The 18,952-nt window shown below is 62.6% G+C and carries 17 protein-coding genes; 4 read left to right on the forward strand and 13 right to left on the reverse strand.

What is annotated here, in order from left to right; translation table 11 throughout:
* Positions 1-29: 29 nt before the first annotated feature.
* Positions 30-1,721: a ShlB/FhaC/HecB family hemolysin secretion/activation protein gene (locus BKX93_RS05045; protein ID WP_052717485.1), complete on the reverse strand. Its 1,692-nt coding sequence runs from the start codon at positions 1,719-1,721 to the stop codon at positions 30-32.
* 512 nt (positions 1,722-2,233) lie between these two features.
* Between BKX93_RS05045 and BKX93_RS05050 the strand changes: the two genes are divergently transcribed.
* The gene (locus BKX93_RS05050; protein ID WP_046167519.1) at positions 2,234-3,634 is read left to right on the forward strand and encodes an L-serine ammonia-lyase; all 1,401 of its coding nucleotides are present in this window, start codon (positions 2,234-2,236) and stop codon (positions 3,632-3,634) included.
* Positions 3,635-3,749: 115 nt separating this feature from the next.
* Complete coding sequence (locus BKX93_RS05055) at positions 3,750-4,277, forward strand: GNAT family N-acetyltransferase (RefSeq protein WP_046159041.1); 528 nt, start codon at positions 3,750-3,752, stop codon at positions 4,275-4,277.
* 64 nt (positions 4,278-4,341) lie between these two features.
* Here the strand turns inward: BKX93_RS05055 and speA are convergent, their stop codons facing one another.
* Positions 4,342-6,222 (reverse strand): arginine decarboxylase, encoded by a 1,881-nt coding sequence (gene speA / locus BKX93_RS05060; RefSeq protein ID WP_070979002.1) that lies wholly within the window; start codon positions 6,220-6,222, stop codon positions 4,342-4,344.
* 469 nt (positions 6,223-6,691) lie between these two features.
* On the opposite strand from speA, the gene astE reads away from it, so the two are divergent.
* Entirely contained in the window at positions 6,692-7,681 is a 990-nt protein-coding gene (gene astE / locus BKX93_RS05065) for a succinylglutamate desuccinylase (RefSeq protein ID WP_046167531.1), read from the forward strand.
* A 63-nt stretch (positions 7,682-7,744) separates the two neighbouring features.
* On the opposite strand, the gene flgL is transcribed toward astE, so the two are convergent.
* Genes flgL through flgB form a run of 11 tightly spaced genes read right to left on the reverse strand, consistent with a single transcriptional unit; the run spans position 7,745 to position 17,887 of the window.
* Complete coding sequence (gene flgL / locus BKX93_RS05070; RefSeq protein WP_046167518.1) at positions 7,745-8,680, reverse strand: flagellar hook-associated protein FlgL; 936 nt, start codon at positions 8,678-8,680, stop codon at positions 7,745-7,747.
* 25 nt (positions 8,681-8,705) lie between these two features.
* Entirely contained in the window at positions 8,706-10,520 is a 1,815-nt protein-coding gene (gene flgK, locus BKX93_RS05075) for a flagellar hook-associated protein FlgK (protein ID WP_046156622.1), read from the reverse strand.
* A gap of 50 nt (positions 10,521-10,570) precedes the next feature.
* On the reverse strand, positions 10,571-11,533 hold the full coding sequence (flgJ, locus tag BKX93_RS05080) for a flagellar assembly peptidoglycan hydrolase FlgJ (RefSeq protein ID WP_070979003.1): 963 nt from the start codon (positions 11,531-11,533) through the stop codon (positions 10,571-10,573).
* 53 nt (positions 11,534-11,586) lie between these two features.
* Positions 11,587-12,684, reverse strand: coding sequence for a flagellar basal body P-ring protein FlgI (locus BKX93_RS05085; RefSeq protein WP_031296417.1), 1,098 nt, complete (start codon positions 12,682-12,684; stop codon positions 11,587-11,589).
* 20 nt (positions 12,685-12,704) lie between these two features.
* A complete protein-coding gene (locus BKX93_RS05090) occupies positions 12,705-13,388 on the reverse strand; it encodes a flagellar basal body L-ring protein FlgH (RefSeq protein WP_046156620.1) in 684 nt (227 codons plus the stop codon).
* 39 nt (positions 13,389-13,427) lie between these two features.
* On the reverse strand, positions 13,428-14,210 hold the full coding sequence (gene flgG / locus BKX93_RS05095) for a flagellar basal-body rod protein FlgG (protein ID WP_046156619.1): 783 nt from the start codon (positions 14,208-14,210) through the stop codon (positions 13,428-13,430).
* Between the two features lie 34 nt (positions 14,211-14,244).
* Positions 14,245-14,985: a flagellar basal body rod protein FlgF gene (locus tag BKX93_RS05100; RefSeq protein WP_046167516.1), complete on the reverse strand. Its 741-nt coding sequence runs from the start codon at positions 14,983-14,985 to the stop codon at positions 14,245-14,247.
* A 15-nt stretch (positions 14,986-15,000) separates the two neighbouring features.
* Positions 15,001-16,254, reverse strand: coding sequence for a flagellar hook protein FlgE (gene flgE, locus BKX93_RS05105; protein ID WP_046156617.1), 1,254 nt, complete (start codon positions 16,252-16,254; stop codon positions 15,001-15,003).
* Positions 16,255-16,294: 40 nt separating this feature from the next.
* Entirely contained in the window at positions 16,295-17,038 is a 744-nt protein-coding gene (locus tag BKX93_RS05110) for a flagellar hook assembly protein FlgD (protein ID WP_052717484.1), read from the reverse strand.
* Positions 17,039-17,058: 20 nt separating this feature from the next.
* Entirely contained in the window at positions 17,059-17,469 is a 411-nt protein-coding gene (flgC, locus tag BKX93_RS05115) for a flagellar basal body rod protein FlgC (protein WP_021477269.1), read from the reverse strand.
* A gap of 4 nt (positions 17,470-17,473) precedes the next feature.
* Positions 17,474-17,887 (reverse strand): flagellar basal body rod protein FlgB, encoded by a 414-nt coding sequence (flgB, locus tag BKX93_RS05120; protein ID WP_046156616.1) that lies wholly within the window; start codon positions 17,885-17,887, stop codon positions 17,474-17,476.
* Between the two features lie 245 nt (positions 17,888-18,132).
* On the opposite strand from flgB, the gene BKX93_RS05125 reads away from it, so the two are divergent.
* The gene (locus BKX93_RS05125) at positions 18,133-18,930 is read left to right on the forward strand and encodes a response regulator (protein ID WP_052729223.1); all 798 of its coding nucleotides are present in this window, start codon (positions 18,133-18,135) and stop codon (positions 18,928-18,930) included.
* Positions 18,931-18,952 lie beyond the last annotated feature (22 nt).

The raw sequence follows: 18,952 nt of genomic DNA on the forward strand, positions 1-18,952 counted from the left end.
GCTCAGCAAGACGGGACAGGGCAGCGGGCTCACCACTGCGCGGTGATCGAGAAATGGGTGATGGCGGGACGATCCCAGCCCTGCGGCTGGTGCAGCGCGCGCTCGTGGCTGAGTTCGGCGGACAGATGGCCGCCCAAGCTCATGCGCAGGCCGGCGGCCCAGCCGGACAGGCTGCGGACCGGACCAACATCGTAGGCCGGGCGCGCGATCTGGCCGGCATCCAGCCCCAGGTAGGGCTCCAGCGCCAGCGGACCGGCCGGCGGCAGCGGCCAGCTCAGCTCGTTGCGCAGGTAATAGCCGCTCTGCCCCACCAGCGTCTCGCCGTTGAAGCCGCGCACGGTGCAGCGGCAGCCGAGAGAGAACTGCTCGCTGGACATCAGCAGGTCCGGGCTGTACTGCCCGCGCAGCTCGCTGCTCCAGCGCAGCGTCTGCGATGCGACATGCAGCGGCAGCTGCAGCGCCAGCCTGCCCTGGTAAAGCTCGTGGCGGGCGGTCGGGCCGCCCAGCGCCGCCAGCGTGTCCGGCTGCGCGCCCCATGCGCCGATGCCCCGCTGGTAGCTGATCGAGCCATCCAGCACCGCCTCGCCCAGGTACTGGCGGTGGCTGAGCTCCAGCCCGGCGATGGTCAGGTCGCGCCGTTGCTGTACCACCTCGGCGTCCTCGATGAAGCTGCGCGACGCCTTGCGCGTCAGGCTCAGCTTCAGTTCGGTCTTGCCGCTCTGGTTGCGCCGCAACAGACGGGATAGCGACAGCAGCGTGTTGCGGCTATGGCCGCTGGAGGTGAAGCTTTGGTTCACCCCCTGCACCGTCTGGTGGTAGGCGAAGCCGCTGTAGCTGAAAAAACCGGTCCAGTTTCCCAGAGGCAGCAGCCAGGACAGCGACGCCGACTGGCTCAGCGGATGCGCCAGATGCTCGGCGTCCTGGCTCCAGGACAGCGACAGCGCGTCGTTGAGGCCGGTGGCGCCGCCCAGTGTCAGGCTGCCGGAGGTTTGCAGCCGTCCGGTAGCGTTCTGGCCCGAATCGTCCAGCGACAGCATGCCGGACAGCAAGCGGCCGCCGCTTCTATCCACCACCACGTCGCTCTCGCCCGGCGCGTCGGCCGGCGTCAGCTCCATCGTCGCCTGCTGGCCCGGCACCCGGCCCAGCTGCTCCAGGCCCTGCTCCAGGTCGCGCACATTGAGCAAGTCGCCCGGCCCGGCTGGGAAAGCGCTACGCAGGCCGATGTCGCCGCCCCCCGCCTTCAGCCGGATCGCGTGGATGCGGCCAGGCACCACCGCCAGCCGCAGTTGGCCGCCGCGCAGGTTCTGTTCCGGCAGGTAGACCCGGCTGGTGACGAAGCCACGCGCCACCATCTCGTTGGTGAGCGCCGCCGTCAGGCCGTTGATCCGGGCCAGGTCGACGCAACCGGCCAGGCCGGCGTCGGCCAGCGGCTGCAGCCAGGCCAGCCAGCCGGCCGGCGCGCCGTCCAGCTCCACCCTCGTCAGGGCGAAGCAGTGTTGGGCATCGGAAGCGGGAACAATCGTCTGCGGCGATGCCGCCGGCGTTGGAGCGAATACGTCCGGGCGCTGCTGCAGTTCCTGGCGGCGCTGTTCCAGTTGTTGTTGCTGGTGGCGGAGTTGTTGGTCGTTCTGTTGCAGCACCGCATCCGGCACGGTGGCGGCGCAAACCCAGGCGGGAAAGAGCAAGCCGCCCAGGCGGGCGGCTTTCGAGGCAAAGTTCATCGCGGAAATTAGAGTAAATGTTTAAATTTGTTTAAAATTTCTCCGCAAATGTTAACCATTTGTTTACATAATCGGATTACGTAAAAATACGTAATCAATCTACAGTTGATTGATAAACCCACCATTCATTCATTCAAAACGTATAAATTTCACAAAACTCAATAATGTAGATTTTAAATTCCAAAAATGACATGCAAATGCCATGAGCAAAAATACGACAACCATTCTGACTTCAGTTCCACGCATCCCTCCACGCCGCGCTCGACATCCTCGCATTCCCTTAAAAAAACAACGACATATTCCAAATAAGACCATATTCTCTACAGGGTGGTGCGGGATTGCGCTCTGCGGTAATCTGCCGACGAGCCAGCCAGGCTACTCGCCTGCGGCGCAATCATCCGCCGCCCGCGCACCCTCGCCCGGCAACCATTACAATACAAACTAAGAGACGCCTCGCGGCGCCCGACAACAACCCGGCCCGAGCCGGGAATTTCCCTTAGAGAAGCATTACCATGGCAATCAGTGTTTTCGACCTGTTCAAAATCGGCATCGGCCCATCCAGCTCCCACACCGTGGGCCCGATGCGCGCCGCCCGCCAATTCATCAGCCGCCTGGAAAAGGACGGCCAGCTGGACGCCACCGTCCGCGTCAGCGCCGAGATGTTCGGCTCGCTGGGCGCCACCGGCAAGGGCCACGGCACCGATGTCGCGGTGCTGCTGGGCCTGCAGGGCGAACAGCCGGACCTGATCGACACCGATGCCGTGGACGGCATGCTGGACGCCATCCGCAAACAGCGCAAACTGAAGCTGCTGGGCAAGCGCGAGATCGATTTCGTCGAAGGCGAGCACCTGATCCTGCACAAGAAGAAAACCCTGCCCTACCACCCCAACGGCATGATCTTCGAAGCCTTCGACGCGGCCGGCGAAAGCCTGTCCAAGCGCGCCTACTACTCGGTAGGCGGCGGCTTCGTGGTGGATGAGGCGGCGATCGACGCCGGCTTCGTCCCGCCGGGCGTCACCGAGCTGAAGCACCCGTTCAAGAGCGCGGCCGAGCTCTTGGCGCTGTGCCAGCGCCACGGCAAGAGCATCAGCCAGATCATGCTGGAGAACGAGCTGTCCTGGCGCAGCGAGGAAGAAGTGCGCGCCGGCCTGCTCAACATCTGGAACGTGATGCAGGCCTGCGTGAAACGCGGCTGCGAGCGCGAAGGCATCCTGCCGGGCGGGATGAAGGTGAAGCGCCGCGCCGCCGACATGCACCGCAAGCTGCTGGCCTCGCCGGAAGCCGCGATGCGCGACCCGCTGACGGTGATGGACTGGGTCAACCTGTACGCGCTGGCCGTCAACGAAGAAAACGCCGCCGGCGGCCGCGTGGTCACCGCCCCCACCAATGGCGCGGCCGGCATCATCCCGGCAGTGATGCACTACTACGCCCGCTTCGTGCCGGGCGCCAGCGACGACGGCATCGTCCGCTTCCTGCTGACCGCAGGCGCCATCGGCATCCTGTTCAAGCTCAACGCGTCCATCTCCGGCGCCGAAGTCGGCTGTCAGGGCGAGGTGGGTTCTGCTTGCTCCATGGCCGCCGGCGCGCTGTGCGAAGTGATGGGCGGCACGCCGGAACAGGTTGAAAACGCCGCCGAGATCGGCATGGAGCACAATCTGGGCCTGACCTGCGATCCGGTGGGCGGCCTGGTGCAGGTGCCTTGCATCGAACGCAACGCGATGGCTTCGGTGAAGGCCATCAACGCGGTGCGGATGGCGCTGCGCGGCGACGGCCAGCACTTCGTGTCGCTGGACCGCGTGATCAAGACCATGCGCGACACCGGCATGGACATGAGCACCAAGTACAAGGAAACCGCGCGCGGCGGCCTGGCGATCAACGTGATCGAGGTGCCGGTCAACATCGTCGAGTGCTGACCCCCCCCTGCTCCAAGCAAAAAAGCCGCGGCGAAAACCGCGGCTTTTTTTATTGGCTAAGCTCCTGCCCGCTGGCACACTGTAATCTGTCCCACCCACACCTGAGCTTCATTCCGTGCACTCACTAGACATAGAAACGCCGCGCCTGCTGCTGCGCCCGCTGCAGGAAAGCGACGCCCCCTTCATCCTGGAGCTGGTCAACGAACCCGCGTTCCTCGCCAATATCGGCGACAAGGACGTGCATGATCTGGCCGGCGCGCGCAACTACATCGAGAAAGGCCCGCAGGCCAGCTACCGCCAGCATGGCCACGGTCTGCTGATGGTGGCGCTGCGCGACGGCGGCGAGCCGGTCGGCATCTGCGGCCTGGTCAAACGCGACAGCCTGCCCCACCCCGACATCGGTTATGCCTTCCTGGCGCGCCACTGGGGCCGCGGCTACGCCAGCGAAGCCGGCGCCGCCTGTCTGGAGCACGGACGCGCACGACTGGATATCCACTACGTGGTGGGCATCACCGCGCCGCACAATCAGGGTTCGATCCGGGTATTGGAGAAACTGGGCCTGGTCTACGACCGCACACTGGACTTGCCCGGCATCGACGGCCCCAGTCTGTATTTCGTCCCGCCAGGCTCCGATCCAGTCTGATCGGCGCGCCAGGCGCAAAAAAACCGGGCTCAAGGCCCGGTTTTTTTACTGGCGAAAGCGTAGATCAAACCGCCAGATACGACGACTGCTTCAGACCGCGGCAGAACTCGGCGAAGTACAGGCTGCGCTCTTCCGGATTCAGATCGCACTCGCGGGTCTTGGCCTCGTAGCGGTTGAGCAGATCCTCCGGCGACAGGTGCACGTAGCGCAGCATGTCTTCGATGGTGTCGTGCTCCTCGATGCCGGAAACCTCCAGCTCGCCGCCTTCGCGCACGTAGACATTGACCGAGTCGGTATCGCCGAACAGATTGTGCATGTCGCCCAGGATTTCCTGGTAGGCGCCCACCAGGAACACCGCGATCAGGTACTCGTCGCCCTGCTTCACCTCATGCACCGACATGCTGGACTCGATGCTCTGCTGATCCACATACTGCTTCAGCTTGCCGTCTGAGTCGCAGGTCAGATCCTGCAGCACCGCGCGGCGGGTCGGCTGCTCGGCCAGGCGATGCACCGGCATGATGGGCAGCACTTGGTCGATGGCCCAGGTATCCGGCAGGCTCTGGAATACCGAGAAGTTGCAGAAGTACTTGTCGGCCAGGCGGTCGGTCAGCTCGTCGTACACCTGGCGCTGCGAACGCTGGCTGGCCTGCAGCTGGGTGTGCAGACGGCGGCACAGCGTGGCGTGGACTTCCTCAGCCAGCGCTTTTTCCTTCAGCGACAACCGGCCTTCGGCGTACATGTCGCTCACTTCCGACACACAATGGCTGGCGCGGTAGTAGATTTCGGTGACCAGCTCTTCATCGTTGAGGCTGGCCAGCTCCACCAGCTTGCGCAGCGGCAGCGACAGCTCTTCCGCGTTCTCGATCGGCTCCACCGTATCGGGCAGACGCTCGACGTCGGTCACGTTCATCAGCAGCACCGCGTGGTGGGCGGTCATCGCGCGGCCGGACTCGGACAGGATGCGCGGATGCGGAATGCCATTTTCGCCGCAGAATTCGGACAACATGGACACGATCACGTGGGCGTATTCGTCCATGTCGTAGTTGATCGAGCTGTCGTTGCGCGAATGGGTGCCGTCGTAATCGACGCCCAGGCCGCCGCCGACGTCGACATGGTCGACCGGCAGGCCCAGCGCGCGCAATTCGGCGAAATAGCGGATCGCTTCGCGGAAACCCAGGCGGTAATCGGCGATATTGGCGATCTGCGAGCCCATGTGGAAGTGCATCAGGCGCACGCAGTCGCCCAGGCCGGCCTCGATCAGCTTGTCGGTGGCCGAGATCAGCTGGCCGGCGGACAGGCCGAACTTGCCCTTCTCGCCGCCGGTGTCGGACCACTTGCTGGACGCCAGCGACGACAAGCGCACGCGCAGGCCGATGTTCGGGCGCACTTCCAGCTTGCGGGATTCCTCGATCACCAGCTCGACCTCGGACTCCTTCTCGATCACGATGAACACCTGGTGGCCCAGACGCTCGCCGATCAGCGCGAGGCGGATGAATTCGCGGTCCTTGTAACCGTTGCAGACAATGGTGCAGCCCTTGGGCGCCAAAGCCAGCACCGCCATCAGCTCCGGCTTGGAGCCGGCTTCCAGGCCGATGGACACGTCCTGGGTCGCGATGATGCTCTTGACCACCGCTTCCTGCTGGTTGACCTTGATCGGGTAGATGGCGGTATAGCGGTTGCCGTAGCCTTGTTCGGCGATGGCCTTGTCGAAGGCGCCGCACAGGCGGGTCACGCGATCCTGCAGAATGTCCGGAAAACGGACCAGAAGGGGCAGATCCAGGCCTTTGCCGCCCAGATCGCTCACCAGGCGATACAGATCGATTTCCTTACGCTGGCGCACATTGGGACGCACGACGATATTGCCGTTGTCGCCCACATCGAAATAACCAGCCCCCCAATGCCGGATGCCGTACAGGCTCCGGCTATCAGCCACAGACCAAGCCATGAGTTTTCCTCTCAGAACTTATGATGGATAACCCCGCTCCTTAGTGCACGGCTTTCGGGCTCTACAGCTTTTATGTGGGCCTGGGATGTCGGAGCGAAACAGAATGAATTGTCAGTTGTTGCATAGCGCAAACGAGCGCGGATTGTAACAACATCTCGCTGATTGACAAGTAAAAAAATGCACTCGTTCGCACTCGTCCGAATCGTTTTCCGCCGCCGCTCCCAAACAGCATCCTCCAGCTGGAAAAATCAAGGCAAGCAAAACAAAGGATTGCGCGCGCGGACCCGGCCCAGCCATGACATCGGGCACCATCCGCGCCCTCCTCAAGCATGCCTGTTTTTTCGCAAACGACAAGCTTTTCAACCAGATTCGCAACACTCTTTCCACCCCGCTGCCGCGCCGCGACATGACCGGAGAACAGGCCGCGATTACAATCGGGCATCACCCACTGCCATCGAACCGCCACGCCATGACGCACACGCCCTCCTTCCTGCAGCACGCGCTCGCCACGCCACCCGCACTCGCAGAATGGCCGCTGCCCGGCGGCCTGAAGGCCCGCTGGCTTGCCCCTGGCTGCGTGGAGCTGAATGGCGGCGCCGTCGATGCCGACTCTGTATTGCTGTCCTGCGGCGTGCACGGCAACGAGACCGCGCCCATCGAAGTGGTGGACGGCATGCTGAGCGACATCGCAGCAGGCCGGCTGGCGCTGCGCTGCCGCCTGCTGGTGATGTTCGCCAACCTGGACGCCATCCGGCAGGGCGTGCGCTACGGCGGCTACGACATGAACCGCCTGTTCAACGGCGCCCATGCCAAGCAAACCGAATGGCCCGAGTCGGCGCGGGCCGCAGAACTGGAAAGCGTGGCCGAAGCCTTTTTCGCGCCTTCTCGCGGCCGGCTCCTGCATTACGACCTTCACACCGCCATCCGCGGCTCGGCGTTCGAAAAATTCGCGATCTACCCCTTCATTCATGAACGCGCGCACAATCGCGAGCAACTGGCCTGGCTGCAACAATGCGGAGTCGAGGCCGTGCTGCTGCACAGCCAGCCGGCCAATACCTTCAGCTATCACACCAGCCATCGCTGCGGAGCGGACGCCTTCACGCTGGAGCTTGGCAAGGCGCGCCCATTCGGCCAGAACGACCTGTCGCGCTTCTCCGGCATAAACCGGGCGCTGCGCGCGCTGCTATCGGCCGAACCAGCCGCCAGCGGCGCGCAGCAGGCGCCGCTGCCCCTGTTCCGCGCCAAATACGATCTGGTCAAACTCAGCGAGGCTTTCCGTCTGCACCTTGCGGACGACGTCGAAAATTTCACAGTACTGCCGGATGGCATGCTGATCGCCGAGGACGGCGATGTCCGCTATGTGGCCTGCGGCGGCGAAGAGCGCATCCTGTTCCCCAACCCTGCGGTCAAGCCGGGACTGCGCGCCGGCATCGTGGTGGAACCCGCCAGCCTGGGCTGAGCGAGTCGGAATGCGCAAAAGAAAACGGGCCGCAATGCGGCCCGTTTTCGTCCAAAAGGCGCATCAGCCGGAAATGTAATTGAACAGCGACAGCTGCGCGACCTGGGCATAGGTCTTCTGCGTGTACTGCAGCGAGGTCTGAGTCAGGGTGAACTGGGAAATCGCCTGAGCCATGTCCAGGTTCTGCAAGTCGCCGATGCCGGAGTTGTATTGCAGATTCAAGTTGTCGCTCATGCTCTGCAGATTTGAATTTTCCTGCTCGCGCGCGCCCACCGACGCCAAACCGATGCTCATCTGCTGGGTCGCGTCGCTCATCTGGTTGATGATGGTGTTTATCTGCGTCGAAAAATTGGCCGGCTTGGGATTCTGACCCAGCAGGTTGTACAGATTGATCACCGAATCGAAAGCAGCAGTGGGGCTGCCGCCGCTTGCCAGCGAACCGAACACCGTATTGCCCGGATCGGAAATCGCCATGATCCGCGAGGAGCTGACCTGCACGCTGCGCTGGCCATCGTCGCCGTTGTAGGCGATGGTCGGCGGGTTGTTCGACAAATCCAGCGCGAAGGGCGCGGTGTTGATCTGATTGCCGCTGAACAAATAGCTGCCGTTGCCGTCGGTCGCATTGGCATAGCCAACCAACTCGGACAGCCCTTCCTTGACCGTTTTTTGAATCGCCTGCAGCTGCGTGGTCGACAAAGCGCCGCTTCCGGCATAGATCGCCTGGCTCTTCAACGAACCCATCAGGTCGATCGCGCTCTTCAGCGAGGTATCGGAATACGACAGCCAGCTGTCCACTGCCTGGGTATTCGCCTTGTACTGCGTATTCTGGCCGCTGGAAGTGTTCAGCAACTCGATTCGCGCGGCGGCGACGGGATCGTCCGATGGCGTGACCACGCGCTTCTGGTAGTCGATCTGCGTGTTCACCTGAACCAGCTGTGCCTGCAGGTTCGACATATTGTTCACGCCCGACTGATATAGCGTTGTTGAGCTGATGCGCATCGCCGCTCTCCTTCAAATAATGGCTTCAGGACATGATGCCCAGAATGCTGGAAAAGGTGCTCTGCGCAATCTGTATCACCTTGCTGCAGGCCTGATAGGACTGCTGGTATTTGATCAGATTGGCGGCCTCCTGATCCAGATTCACGCCGGAATAATTCGAGTTGTTGGTGGTGGCCTGCTCCAGCGTTTTTTGCGCGCCGGAATTCATCTGTCCGACGGCGAAACCCTGGTTGCCCACCGAAGCCACCATGGAGGTGTAATAAACCTGGTACGACTGATTATTGACCAGGTTGAGATTCTGCTGGGCGGTCAATTGCAGCAGATTGCTGTTGTCGCCCGACGCCTTCAAATTAGGCGCGCCAACCGTCGCGGGCCCCACGGTGAAGCTCTGGCCGAGGTCCGGCGAGCCGGACAGCTGGAAGCCGATGCCGACATCGACCGGCGGCACTGCCGTGGTCTGCAATTTGTAGCTGTTGGGCTGAGCGGTGTTGGCCACCACATTGTAAGGGCCGCCGCCATTCGTGCCGGTGATGGTCGCGGTCATCGTCACCGGTGCGGTGCCCGATGCCGTTATCGTCATATTGGTCATGCCGCTGGACGGGTGCGTCGCGTTTGTCGGAAACGGCAAGGTCGGAGGCGAGCCATTGATGCTGCCGGCGTAGGTGCCGGGCAAGGAAGACCACACGCCGGTCATCGTCACGCCGCTGGTGCCGCCCGCGGTGCCTGTCGGCACCAGATTGGAGGCGGTGGCCAGCGCCTTCGGGTCTCCCATCAGCACCTGGAACTGCCCCGCCGCGTATTGCGGCTTGGCGGCATAGGACGACAAGTCCTGGAAAATCGGCCCGCCGGGCTGCGCGTTGTAATCCAGCCCCAACGAGTTCTGGTAATTCATCGCCGCCGAGAAATTGATCGCCAGCGTGCCCAGCTGGGTTTGCGTCTGCAACAGCGCGCCGTCGCGGAAATTGAGCAGCCCGCCCAGCTGGCCGCTGCCCAACACGCTATTGGGCAAAATGACAGGAGCGCCGCCGGCCGGATTGACGAAACCGACCTGGCGATTGGTGTTGTTGTTGGGATCGGCCTGAGTGGTCAGTTGATTGACCGTGCCGCCGATCACCAGCGTCTGGCCGCTGCCGATATTGACCGTATAGGAGCCGTCGCTGGCGATGGAAACCGTCGCGCCCACCAGCTTGTTCAGCTGCAGCACCGCCTGATCGCGCGCGTCCAGCAGCCCGTTGGGCTGCGCCTGGGGAGCGGAGGCGTTGCCGCCGGTCGCGGAACCGATCTTCTGGTTCAGATCGGCGATCTGCTGGCCCAGGGCGTTGATGCTCTGCACCGTGGTGTCGATCTGGCCGTTGATCCCCTGCTGCATTTGCACCAGTTGGTTGTTCATCGAGGTCATCGACGTGGCCAGCGCCTGCGCCATGCTCAGCACGTTCTGGCGGACAGGCAGCGATGCCGGCTGCTGCGACAGCGTCTGCAACGCGCCGAAGAAGGACTGTATGGCCGGATTCGGGCTCTGGGTCGAGTTGGCGATGGTATTGTTGATCTGGTTCAACTGCTGCAGCTGGGAAGAATAAAAGCTGCTGTTGGCTTGCGCGCTCTGCACCTGGGTGGACAGGAACTGGCTATAGGTGCGCAGCACATTGGTGGCGTCCACGCCCTGCCCCAGAAAGCCGAAGCCGGCATTCTGCGGTTGGCGGTTTGCCTGGGTCAGGTATTCGACGTTGTAACCCGGCGTGGCCGCATTGGAGATGTTGTTGCTCGTCACCGACAACGCGTTCTGAGCGACGTTGAGGCCGCTCAGGCCGATGCTGAATATGTCTGCTCCGACGATTGCCATGATTATCCCCTATCCTGCCGTCCTTATCGGCTGTTTGCGCCAAAACTTGATCAAGCTTTGGCGACTTGTTGCGCCAGACTCGCCGCCACGTCCACCAGCTTGCGCGCATAGCGCGGATCGGTGGCGTAACCGCCTGCCTGCAGCCCCTGGGCAAAGCCATACATGTTCTGCCCCTGGTTCAACACGTTCTTGTAACGCGAGGAACCCTTGAGCACTTTGGCGTAATCGGAAAACGCCTCGGCGTAAGAGCCATAGGAACGGAAGGTTTCCATCCGTTTCTGAGGCGCGCCGCCCACGTACTCGGTGGTCATGACCGTAGTGGTCTTGCCTTGCCAGTCAGAACCGGCCTTGATGCCGAACAGGTTGTGGCTGTCCGAGCCATCGCCGTTGCGTATCGTGCGCTTGCCCCAGCCGCTCTCCAGAGCCGCGTGGGCCACCACGCACTCGGGCGCCACGCCCAGTTGCTGCGCCGCCCCGCGGGCATGCGGCAACAAACTGTTGGCGAAACTCTTGCCGCCTCCCGCCGTTTGCGGCGCGGGCGGCTGGACCAGGCTGGCCACCGCGCCGTCAGCCTCGGACTGCGCGCTCCGGTAAGCCTGCAGCATGCGCTGCCCAGCCGGTTGAACCATCAACGCGGGACCCGCCTGCCGATGCGCCAGCGCGGTCTTGCCTTCATCCGGGCTGAAGCCCGACTGCTTGGCGATCTGGCGGTAGATCATGTCCCCCAGCCCCAATCCGCCGTTGGCACTCATCGCCTGGATCATCTGCTGGTCGGACAAGCCGCGAAAGGTGTCCATACTGTTGGACTGGTCCGAATCGTCGAACTTGGTTTCGCGCATGGCTTTCAGCATATTGCCCATCAGCAGCGACTCGAACTGTGCGGCAGTCTCCCGCGCGGCGGCCTTTGGATCCGAAGCGGCCTTGGCGCGCAGGCTGCGCAGATGGCTCGGGTCTATCGCCAACTGGTGGCTGAGCGCGTCCTGCGGCAGAACAGACTGGAATTTAGCGGTCATCAATCACTCCTCGCCGCGTAAAAAGCAACAATCATGCCACAGTCGCGCCAGATTCAAATAATCTGCAAGTCGGCCTTCAGCGAACCCGCCGATTTCATTGCCTGCAAGATGGAAATCAGATCCTGCGGCGTGGCGCCCAACGCGTTGAGCGCGTTTACCACCTGGGACAGGTTGGCCCCGCCCTTCAGGCCCACCACCTTGCCGCTGGTGCTGTTGATGGTGATTTCAGCCTGATTGGTGACGACGGTCTTGCCGCCTGACAGGGGGTTGGGCTGGCTCACCTGCGGCGTGTTGTTGACGGTGACGGACAGATTGCCGTGCGATACCGCGCAGGAGCTCAGCGTCACCGCCTGGTTCATCACGATGGAGCCGGTGCGGGCATTGATGATGACCAGCGGGGAAAGATCTGCCGGATCGACGGCAATATTTTCCATCCGCGACAGGAATTGCACGCGCTGATTGCTGTCGAACGGCGCCCTAACCTCGATCAGCCGGCCATCCACCGCGCGAGCGGTATCCGAGCCGAACACTTTGTTGATGGCCTGCACCGCGCGGTTGGCGGTGGTGAAGTCCGCCTCCTGCAGCTCCAGATGAATGAATTCGCCGTCGCCCAGCGCGGTCTGCACTTCCCGCTCCACTGTGGCGCCGCCCGGAATGCGGCCCACGCTCAACTGATTGATCTGGGTGGAGCTGCCGCCGGCCGACGCGCCCGCGCCGCCCACCACGACATTGCCCTGGGCCATCGCGTAGATCTGGCCGTCGGCGCCCTTCAAGGGCGACAGCAGCAGCGTGCCGCCGCGCAGGCTCTTGGCGTCGCCGATCGACGACGCGGTGATGTCGATCGCCTGCCCGCGTTTGGCGAACGGCGGCAAGGTGGCGGTCAGCGTCACCGCGGCCACGTTCTTGGGATCGATCTTGGTGCCCGGCGGAACCTGCACGCCCAGCTGGTTCAGCATATTGGTCATCGCCTGGCCGGTGAACGGCGAGGAAGTCACCTTGTCGCCACTGCCGTCCAGACCCACCACCAGACCATAGCCGATCAACTGGTTGGGGCGCACGCCGCCGATATTGGCGATATCCTTCAAACGCTGCGCCGACAGGGCCGGCAGCGAGGCCAGCAACAAGCTGGCCAGCACGATCCATTTCTTCATCATCCCATCCCTCGCCGCGCTCAAATCGGCAGCAGCGACATGAAAATCTTGGACAACCAGCCGGGCTCGTTGTACAGCCGGTTATTGCCCTTGGTTTGCTGTTCGATGCGCGCATCCGCCACTTTCAGCGACGATACCGTGCGATCCGGAGAGACATCGCGCGGATTGACCACGCCGGACAGGCGGATGGACTCGGTGTCGCTGTTGATGCGCACCTGCTTCTCGCCGCTGACCACCAGGTTGCCGTTGGCCAGCATGTCGATCACCGTCACGGTGATGGAGCTGACGAAGGTGGTGGCGACCTGATTGTTGCCCTTGCCGGTATTGTTGGCGGTGCCCGAGCTGTTGAAGTTGGTGCCGCCCAGGCCGCTGGCCAAACCGCTCGGCAGGAAGGGGATCTTCACCCCCGCCGTGATGCTGGACGTCAGCCCGGAGGTGCGGGTGTCGGTGGTCTGTTCAGACTGCGACGTGGAAGAATTCTCCTGAATCGTGACCTGCAGCGTATCGCCCACCTGCACCGGCATCGCATCCTGGAACATCGGCCGGTAGCTGGCCGCCTGGAAGATGGCGCCATTGGCCGGCAAGCCCACCGAGCGCGGCTGCGGCCGCGCCGTGGTCGGGCCCTGCACCAGCGGCGGCTCCTGCACCACGCACCCCGTCAGCAAAGCCGCCCCGGACAGCAAAATCGCCAGATTGGTTTTCATCGCCCCACTCCCATCATGCCGGCCGCGCTCGGCCCATCGTTACAGATTGCTCAATTTTTGCAGCATCTGGTCGGCGGTGGTCACCGCGCGCGAATTCATCTCGAACGAGCGCTGAGCGGTGATCATATTGACCAGTTCCTCGGTCACGTTGACGTTGGACATTTCCAGAAAACCGGACCGGATCGAACCCCGGTTGTCGGTTTGAGCGTCGCCGTCCTGCGGATCGCCGGAAGCCGCGGTCTGCAGATACAGGTTGCCGCCCGTGCTCTCCAGGCCCTGGGGATTGATGAAGGTGGTCAGCAGAATCGTGCCCGCCGTCTGCGGCGCGGTGGCGCCGGGCAGCGTGTACTGCACGACTCCGGCCGTCGACACGGTGATCTGCGTCGCATTGGCCGGAATATTGATATTGGGGTTCATCGGATACCCCATCGCCGTCACCACGTCGCCGTTGGCATTGCGCTGGAACTCGCCGTCGCGGGTGTACGCGGTGGTGCCGTTGGGTAGCTGGACGCGGAAAAAGCCGTCGCCGTCGATCTGCATGTCCAGCGGCTGGCCGGTCTGGGTTGGAATTCCCTGCGCATGTATGCGAGTGGACGCCACAGCTGCGGCGCCGGTGCCGATCTGCAGCCCGGATGGCAAAGTGCTGCCGTTGGCGAGCTGCCCGCCAGGCTGGCGCAGAGTCTGGTAATACAGCTCTTCAAATATGCCGCGGCTGCGCTTGAAGCCTATGGTATTGACGTTGGCCAAGTTGTTGGACACCACGTCCAGTTGAAACTGGCTGGCATCCATGCCGGTCTTGGCGATATACAGTGCGCGCATCATGGCGTTTTACCTTGTTCTTTCTTCTGTCCCGGCATCAGCTCATGGACAGCAACTGCGCAGCCTGCTGATCGTTCTGCTGCGAGGTTTGCATCATCTTGATATTGAGTTCGTACTGGCGGCCATGGGAGATCATCTGCACCAGCGCCTCCACCGAATTGACATTGGAAGCTTCCAGCGTTTCCGGCACCAGCTTGACGTCGGCGCTGGCCGGCAGCGTGCCGCCGCCGTTGACGTGAAACAGGCCGTCCTCGCCCTTGTACACATCCTTGGGCCCGGGATTGACCATCTTGATCTGCCCCACCAGCTGCGGCGCGCGATTGGCGCCGGTCAGCGGCGCCGCCATCACCGAGCCGTCCTGGCCCAGCTGAACCTGGGTTCCCGCCGGCACCGTGATCGGGCCGCCATCGCCCATGATGACAAGACCGGTGCGGGTGTGCATCAAGCCATTGGCGTCCAGCACATAACCGCCGTCGCGGGTATACGATTCTTGCCCGTCCGCGCCCTGCACCGCGAAGAAGCCCGGCGAGCCAAGCGCGAAATCGGACGGGTTGCCGGTATGTTGCAGCGCGCCCTGGCTGGCGTCGAAGCCGATGGTGTTGTCGACGACATAGGTCCGGGTCGGCGCGCCGTCGCCGATCACCGGCAGCGCCCGATATGCCGCCAGATCCGCCTTGAAGGCATTGGTGTTGACGTTGGCCAGATTGTTCGCGGTAGTCGCCTGCTGCCAAGCCTCATGCTTGGCGCCGGTCATCGCGAGGTACAGCACTCTATCCATGCTTCAATCCGCCGCTTAGATGTTCAACAAGGTTTGGATCAGCGTGTCCTGCGTCTTGATCGTCTGCGCGTTGGCCTGATAGTAGCGCTGCGCGGTGATCATGTTCACCAGCTCGTTGGTCAGGTTGACGTTGGAATCCTCCACCTGCCCGGACGACAAGGTGCCGGCATTGCCAGCGCCCGGATTATTGACCGTCGGCGAACCGGAATTGCCGGTCTGAGACCACATATTGCCGCCGATATCCTGCATCCCCTGCGGATTGACGAAGGTGGCCAGGGCTATCTGGCCGATTGTCTTGGTCTGGCTATTGGAGAAGCTGGCCTGAATCAGGCCGTTGGCCGAGATGTTCACGCCCTGCAGCGTGCCCGGCGCGGTGCCGTCCTGAATCTGCGGCGACAAGGTGCCGAACTGCTGATTGTTCTGCACAGAGTTGGTGAAATCGACGGTCACGGTCTGAGGGATCGCCGAGCCGTTCACCGGCGTGGTGGTGAACGTGATCGGCACCGGCGTGAAGGGGGCGGGGGTCAGGTTGCCGCTGGTGTCGAAATTCAATGTGAAGCTTGCTCCGCCGCCAGTCGTAGTCGTTGGTTTGCCATCGACGTAGGTATTGACCGTCCAGGTGTTGCCGGTAGCGGCAGACGACGTCAGCGAGTAATAGAACACCATCTGGTGCGGATTGCCCAGGCTGTCGAACACCTGCACGGTATTCGGCCAGTTATACGACGTGGGGTCCGCCGGATTGTTGAGCGGCGAGCCGGTAGGCGTTTTCTGATTGGAGTTCAGCTGCACCGGCATGCTCAGCTTGGTGGTGGCGTGCGGAGCGATGGACGTGGTCGTCAATTGCAGATTGCCGACCGGCCCTTGGGAAACGCTCCCGCTCGAATTCGCCGTCCAGCCCTGGACAAAATTGCCGGCGGTGTTGACCAAGTAACCTTGGCTATTGACCTGGAACTGGCCGTTGCGGGTATACGCCTGCGTGCCGTTGGGCAAACCCATGATGAAGAAACCGGCATTGTTGATCGCCAAGTCCAGGCTGCGGCCGGTAGAGTCCAGATTGCCGTTACCCATGTTCTGGGTCACCGCCTGCACCTGGGTGCCGATGCCCGGCGTGGTCGCGGTGATGCCGTACAGGCTGTTGCCGTAGAGATCGGCGAACTCGGTGCGCGAGCTCTTGAAGCCGACGGTATTGGCGTTGGCCACGTTGTTGCCTATGGTGTCCAATTGCACGGACGCCGCGTTCAGACCACTCAGACCTTGTTGAAAGCCCATCTCAACTGCTCCTCATCAAGCTTTATTTAGGCAGAGTGCTTCAGGACATCTGCGCGACATTGGACAACGGCACCAGGTTGTTGCCCGGCAGCACCAGCATCGGCGAACCGTTTGCCCAGGATACCGCCTGGACCTGCTGGGTGTTGTAAGCCGTGGCGGTGGTGTTGCCGGACGAACTGGCCTGCGCCACCTTGACCTGGAAGGTATAACTGCCGCCGGCCGGCAACTGGTTGTTGTTGGCATCCTTGCCGTCCCAGCTGAAGGTCGTCAGCCCCTTGCCCGGATTTTGCAGCGGCACCGTATCCACCACATTGCCGTTCTGATCCAGCACATTGACCTGCACCGAGGCGGCGGGTCCGTTCAACAGCACGCCCGCCTGCGTCGTCTGGCCGGCGGCCGGCGCGGTCAGCGCGTTGCCGGCCACCATCACGTTCTTGCCTATCATGCTGGAGGCCATCAGCGACTGGGTGGCGCTCTGCGCCGACACCATTTGCTGCATGGTCTGGTTCAGCGTCTGCAGGCCGGCCACCTGGCTGATCTGGGCCATCTGGCTGGTCAGCTGGCTGTTGTCCATCGGATTCAGCGGATCCTGCGCGTTCAGCTGCGCGGTCAGCAAGGTCAGGAAGTTGTTCTGCAGGCTTTGCGCGCTGGTGGTGGACAAGGAGCCGCCAGTGCCCGAACCATTGGCCGTCTGAACACCGCTGCTGCCTGGCGTGGCCTGGCTGTTCAGCGAGTTGAAATTGAACGCGTTGCCGGTGGTGCTGTTGGTCGCTGCGGTAGTCATGGCGTCACCCTTTACCTGGTTTATTGGCCGAGCTGCAGCGTCTTTTGCAGCAGCGTCTTGGCGGTGTTCATCATTTCAACGTTGTTCTGGTAGGCGCGAGAGGCGGCGATCATGTCGGCCATCTCCTCCACCACGTTGACGTTGGGCATGGTCACGTAGCCGCGCTCGTCGGCCAGCGGGTTGCCCGGTTCGTACTTCAGCCTCGGCGGCGACTGGTCTTCCACCACCGACGTCACGCGCACGCCGGCCACTTGCGGCTGGGCGTTGTCCACCGGAATCGCGGTGAACACCACGTGGCGCCCCTTGTAAGGCTGGCCGGTCGAACTGGTGGCGCTTTCGGCATTGGCCAGATTGCTGGCCACCACGTTGAGCCGCATCGATTGCGCCGACAACGCCGAACCTGAAATATTGAAGAGATTAGACAGTGACATTCAATCAGCCTCCCGTGCCGCTGCCCTGGATCGCCGAGCTCAGGCCGCTGATCTTCTTGTTGAGGAAGGCCAGCGTGGTCTGATACTGCAAGGCGTTGTCGGCGAAAGCGCCGCGCTCCACGTCCATGTCGACCGTGTTGCCGTCCAGGCTGGGCTGCACCGCGCTGCGGTACTGCAGCGGCGTGCCGGAGCCTTCGCCGGCCTGATTGGCGATGTGGCGCGCGTCGGTCTGGGCCAGTTTCAGTTGCCCCTGCTTGTCCACCTGCGCCTGCAGCGCGGACTTGAAATCGAAATCCACCGCCTTGTAATACGGCGTTTCAGCGTTAGCGATGTTGCTGCCTATCACTTCGGCGCGATAGGCCTGCAAATTCAGCGCGCGCTGCTGAAAATCGAAATAGTGGGCAATTTTGTCTAGCATTGGGCAATCTCCTCGCTGGCCTACGCTAAAGCACGAAGTGTGCCAGTGCTTGAAAGCCGCGCAAAGCCAAGTTTTCACGCCGATTAGGCTTCAAGCGGCAAGTTTGCCGGCCGGGCGCGGCGCGAGCGGCGGCAAAACTTGCCGCCCCCATCCGCATCAAGCTATTTGAGGATTTTGCTTGCCGGCCCACCCAAATCGTGCCAAACCGACAATAATGTAAATAAGTAGAATGTCGGAGCAGAGCGATGCTGGCTTTGGAACAACTGCTGATCTCATTGGCCGAACCCTCCCAGGTGCAGGCGCAAATCATCACCAAGGCGCTGGAGGCGATGGGCGCCGCCCAGATAGAAGTCCACCCTTCCGGCCGCGAGCTGATAGAGCAGGCCCGGCAAAGGCGGCCGAACCTGATCATCAGCGCCTACCACCTGCCCGACATCACGGGCGCGGAGCTGGTCCGCGAGCTGCGCGAAAGCGATGATCTGTACGACCTGCCCTTCATCCTGATCTCCAGCGAAACCAATCCGGAAAGACTGGAAACGATACGCCAGGCCGGCAGCCTGGCCATGCTGCCCAAGCCGTTCACACCCGAGGAGTTCGATCTGGCGATGCAGTCGGTGATGAGTTTTCTCAACTGCCCCAGCCTGGGCGCCGAGGTCGACTCCGACATGGCGCTGATGAACGTGCTCATCGTCGACGACAGCAGCACTTCGCGCCACCACATCCGCCAGGTGCTGGAGAAGCTGGGCTTCGAGCATTTCTGCGAGGCGGCCAGCAGCGAAGCGGCCATACCCTACCTGGAGCAGGAGCCATTCAAGCTCATCATCACCGACTACCACATGCCGGGCATGGATGGACTGGACTTCGCCCGCCACGTCCGCAGCAGCGGCCTCCAGCCGGACACGCCGGTGATGATGATAACCAGCGACAGCGACAATATCGGCAAGGATGACCTGGAGGAGGCCGGCATCGCCGCCTGCTGCCAGAAGCCTTTCGACATGGACAAGATGCGCGAGCTGATCCGCACCTTGCTCAACGAGTACTGACGCCCGCGCAATCGGCGCCCAA

Source organism: Chromobacterium vaccinii, from assembly GCF_001855275.1.
GTDB lineage: Bacteria > Pseudomonadota > Gammaproteobacteria > Burkholderiales > Chromobacteriaceae > Chromobacterium > Chromobacterium vaccinii.

Excerpts from the sequence above, each read along its gene's own strand:
- flgJ (WP_070979003.1), bottom strand. The coding sequence starts at position 11,533 with ATGACCGCTAAATTCCAGTCTGTTCTGCCGCAGGACGCGCTCAGCCAC.
- speA (WP_070979002.1), bottom strand. The coding sequence starts at position 6,222 with ATGGCTTGGTCTGTGGCTGATAGCCGGAGCCTGTACGGCATCCGGCAT.
- BKX93_RS05125 (WP_052729223.1), top strand. The coding sequence starts at position 18,133 with ATGCTGGCTTTGGAACAACTGCTGATCTCATTGGCCGAACCCTCCCAG.
- flgE (WP_046156617.1), bottom strand. The coding sequence starts at position 16,254 with ATGGGCTTTCAACAAGGTCTGAGTGGTCTGAACGCGGCGTCCGTGCAA.
- flgC (WP_021477269.1), bottom strand. The coding sequence starts at position 17,469 with ATGTCACTGTCTAATCTCTTCAATATTTCAGGTTCGGCGTTGTCGGCG.
- BKX93_RS05110 (WP_052717484.1), bottom strand. The coding sequence starts at position 17,038 with ATGACTACCGCAGCGACCAACAGCACCACCGGCAACGCGTTCAATTTC.
- astE (WP_046167531.1), top strand. The coding sequence starts at position 6,692 with ATGACGCACACGCCCTCCTTCCTGCAGCACGCGCTCGCCACGCCACCC.
- flgK (WP_046156622.1), bottom strand. The coding sequence starts at position 10,520 with ATGGCAATCGTCGGAGCAGACATATTCAGCATCGGCCTGAGCGGCCTC.
- BKX93_RS05085 (WP_031296417.1), bottom strand. The coding sequence starts at position 12,684 with ATGAAGAAATGGATCGTGCTGGCCAGCTTGTTGCTGGCCTCGCTGCCG.
- flgG (WP_046156619.1), bottom strand. The coding sequence starts at position 14,210 with ATGATGCGCGCACTGTATATCGCCAAGACCGGCATGGATGCCAGCCAG.
- flgL (WP_046167518.1), bottom strand. The coding sequence starts at position 8,680 with ATGCGCATCAGCTCAACAACGCTATATCAGTCGGGCGTGAACAATATG.
- BKX93_RS05090 (WP_046156620.1), bottom strand. The coding sequence starts at position 13,388 with ATGAAAACCAATCTGGCGATTTTGCTGTCCGGGGCGGCTTTGCTGACG.
- BKX93_RS05045 (WP_052717485.1), bottom strand. The coding sequence starts at position 1,721 with ATGAACTTTGCCTCGAAAGCCGCCCGCCTGGGCGGCTTGCTCTTTCCC.
- BKX93_RS05050 (WP_046167519.1), top strand. The coding sequence starts at position 2,234 with ATGGCAATCAGTGTTTTCGACCTGTTCAAAATCGGCATCGGCCCATCC.
- flgB (WP_046156616.1), bottom strand. The coding sequence starts at position 17,887 with ATGCTAGACAAAATTGCCCACTATTTCGATTTTCAGCAGCGCGCGCTG.
- BKX93_RS05100 (WP_046167516.1), bottom strand. The coding sequence starts at position 14,985 with ATGGATAGAGTGCTGTACCTCGCGATGACCGGCGCCAAGCATGAGGCT.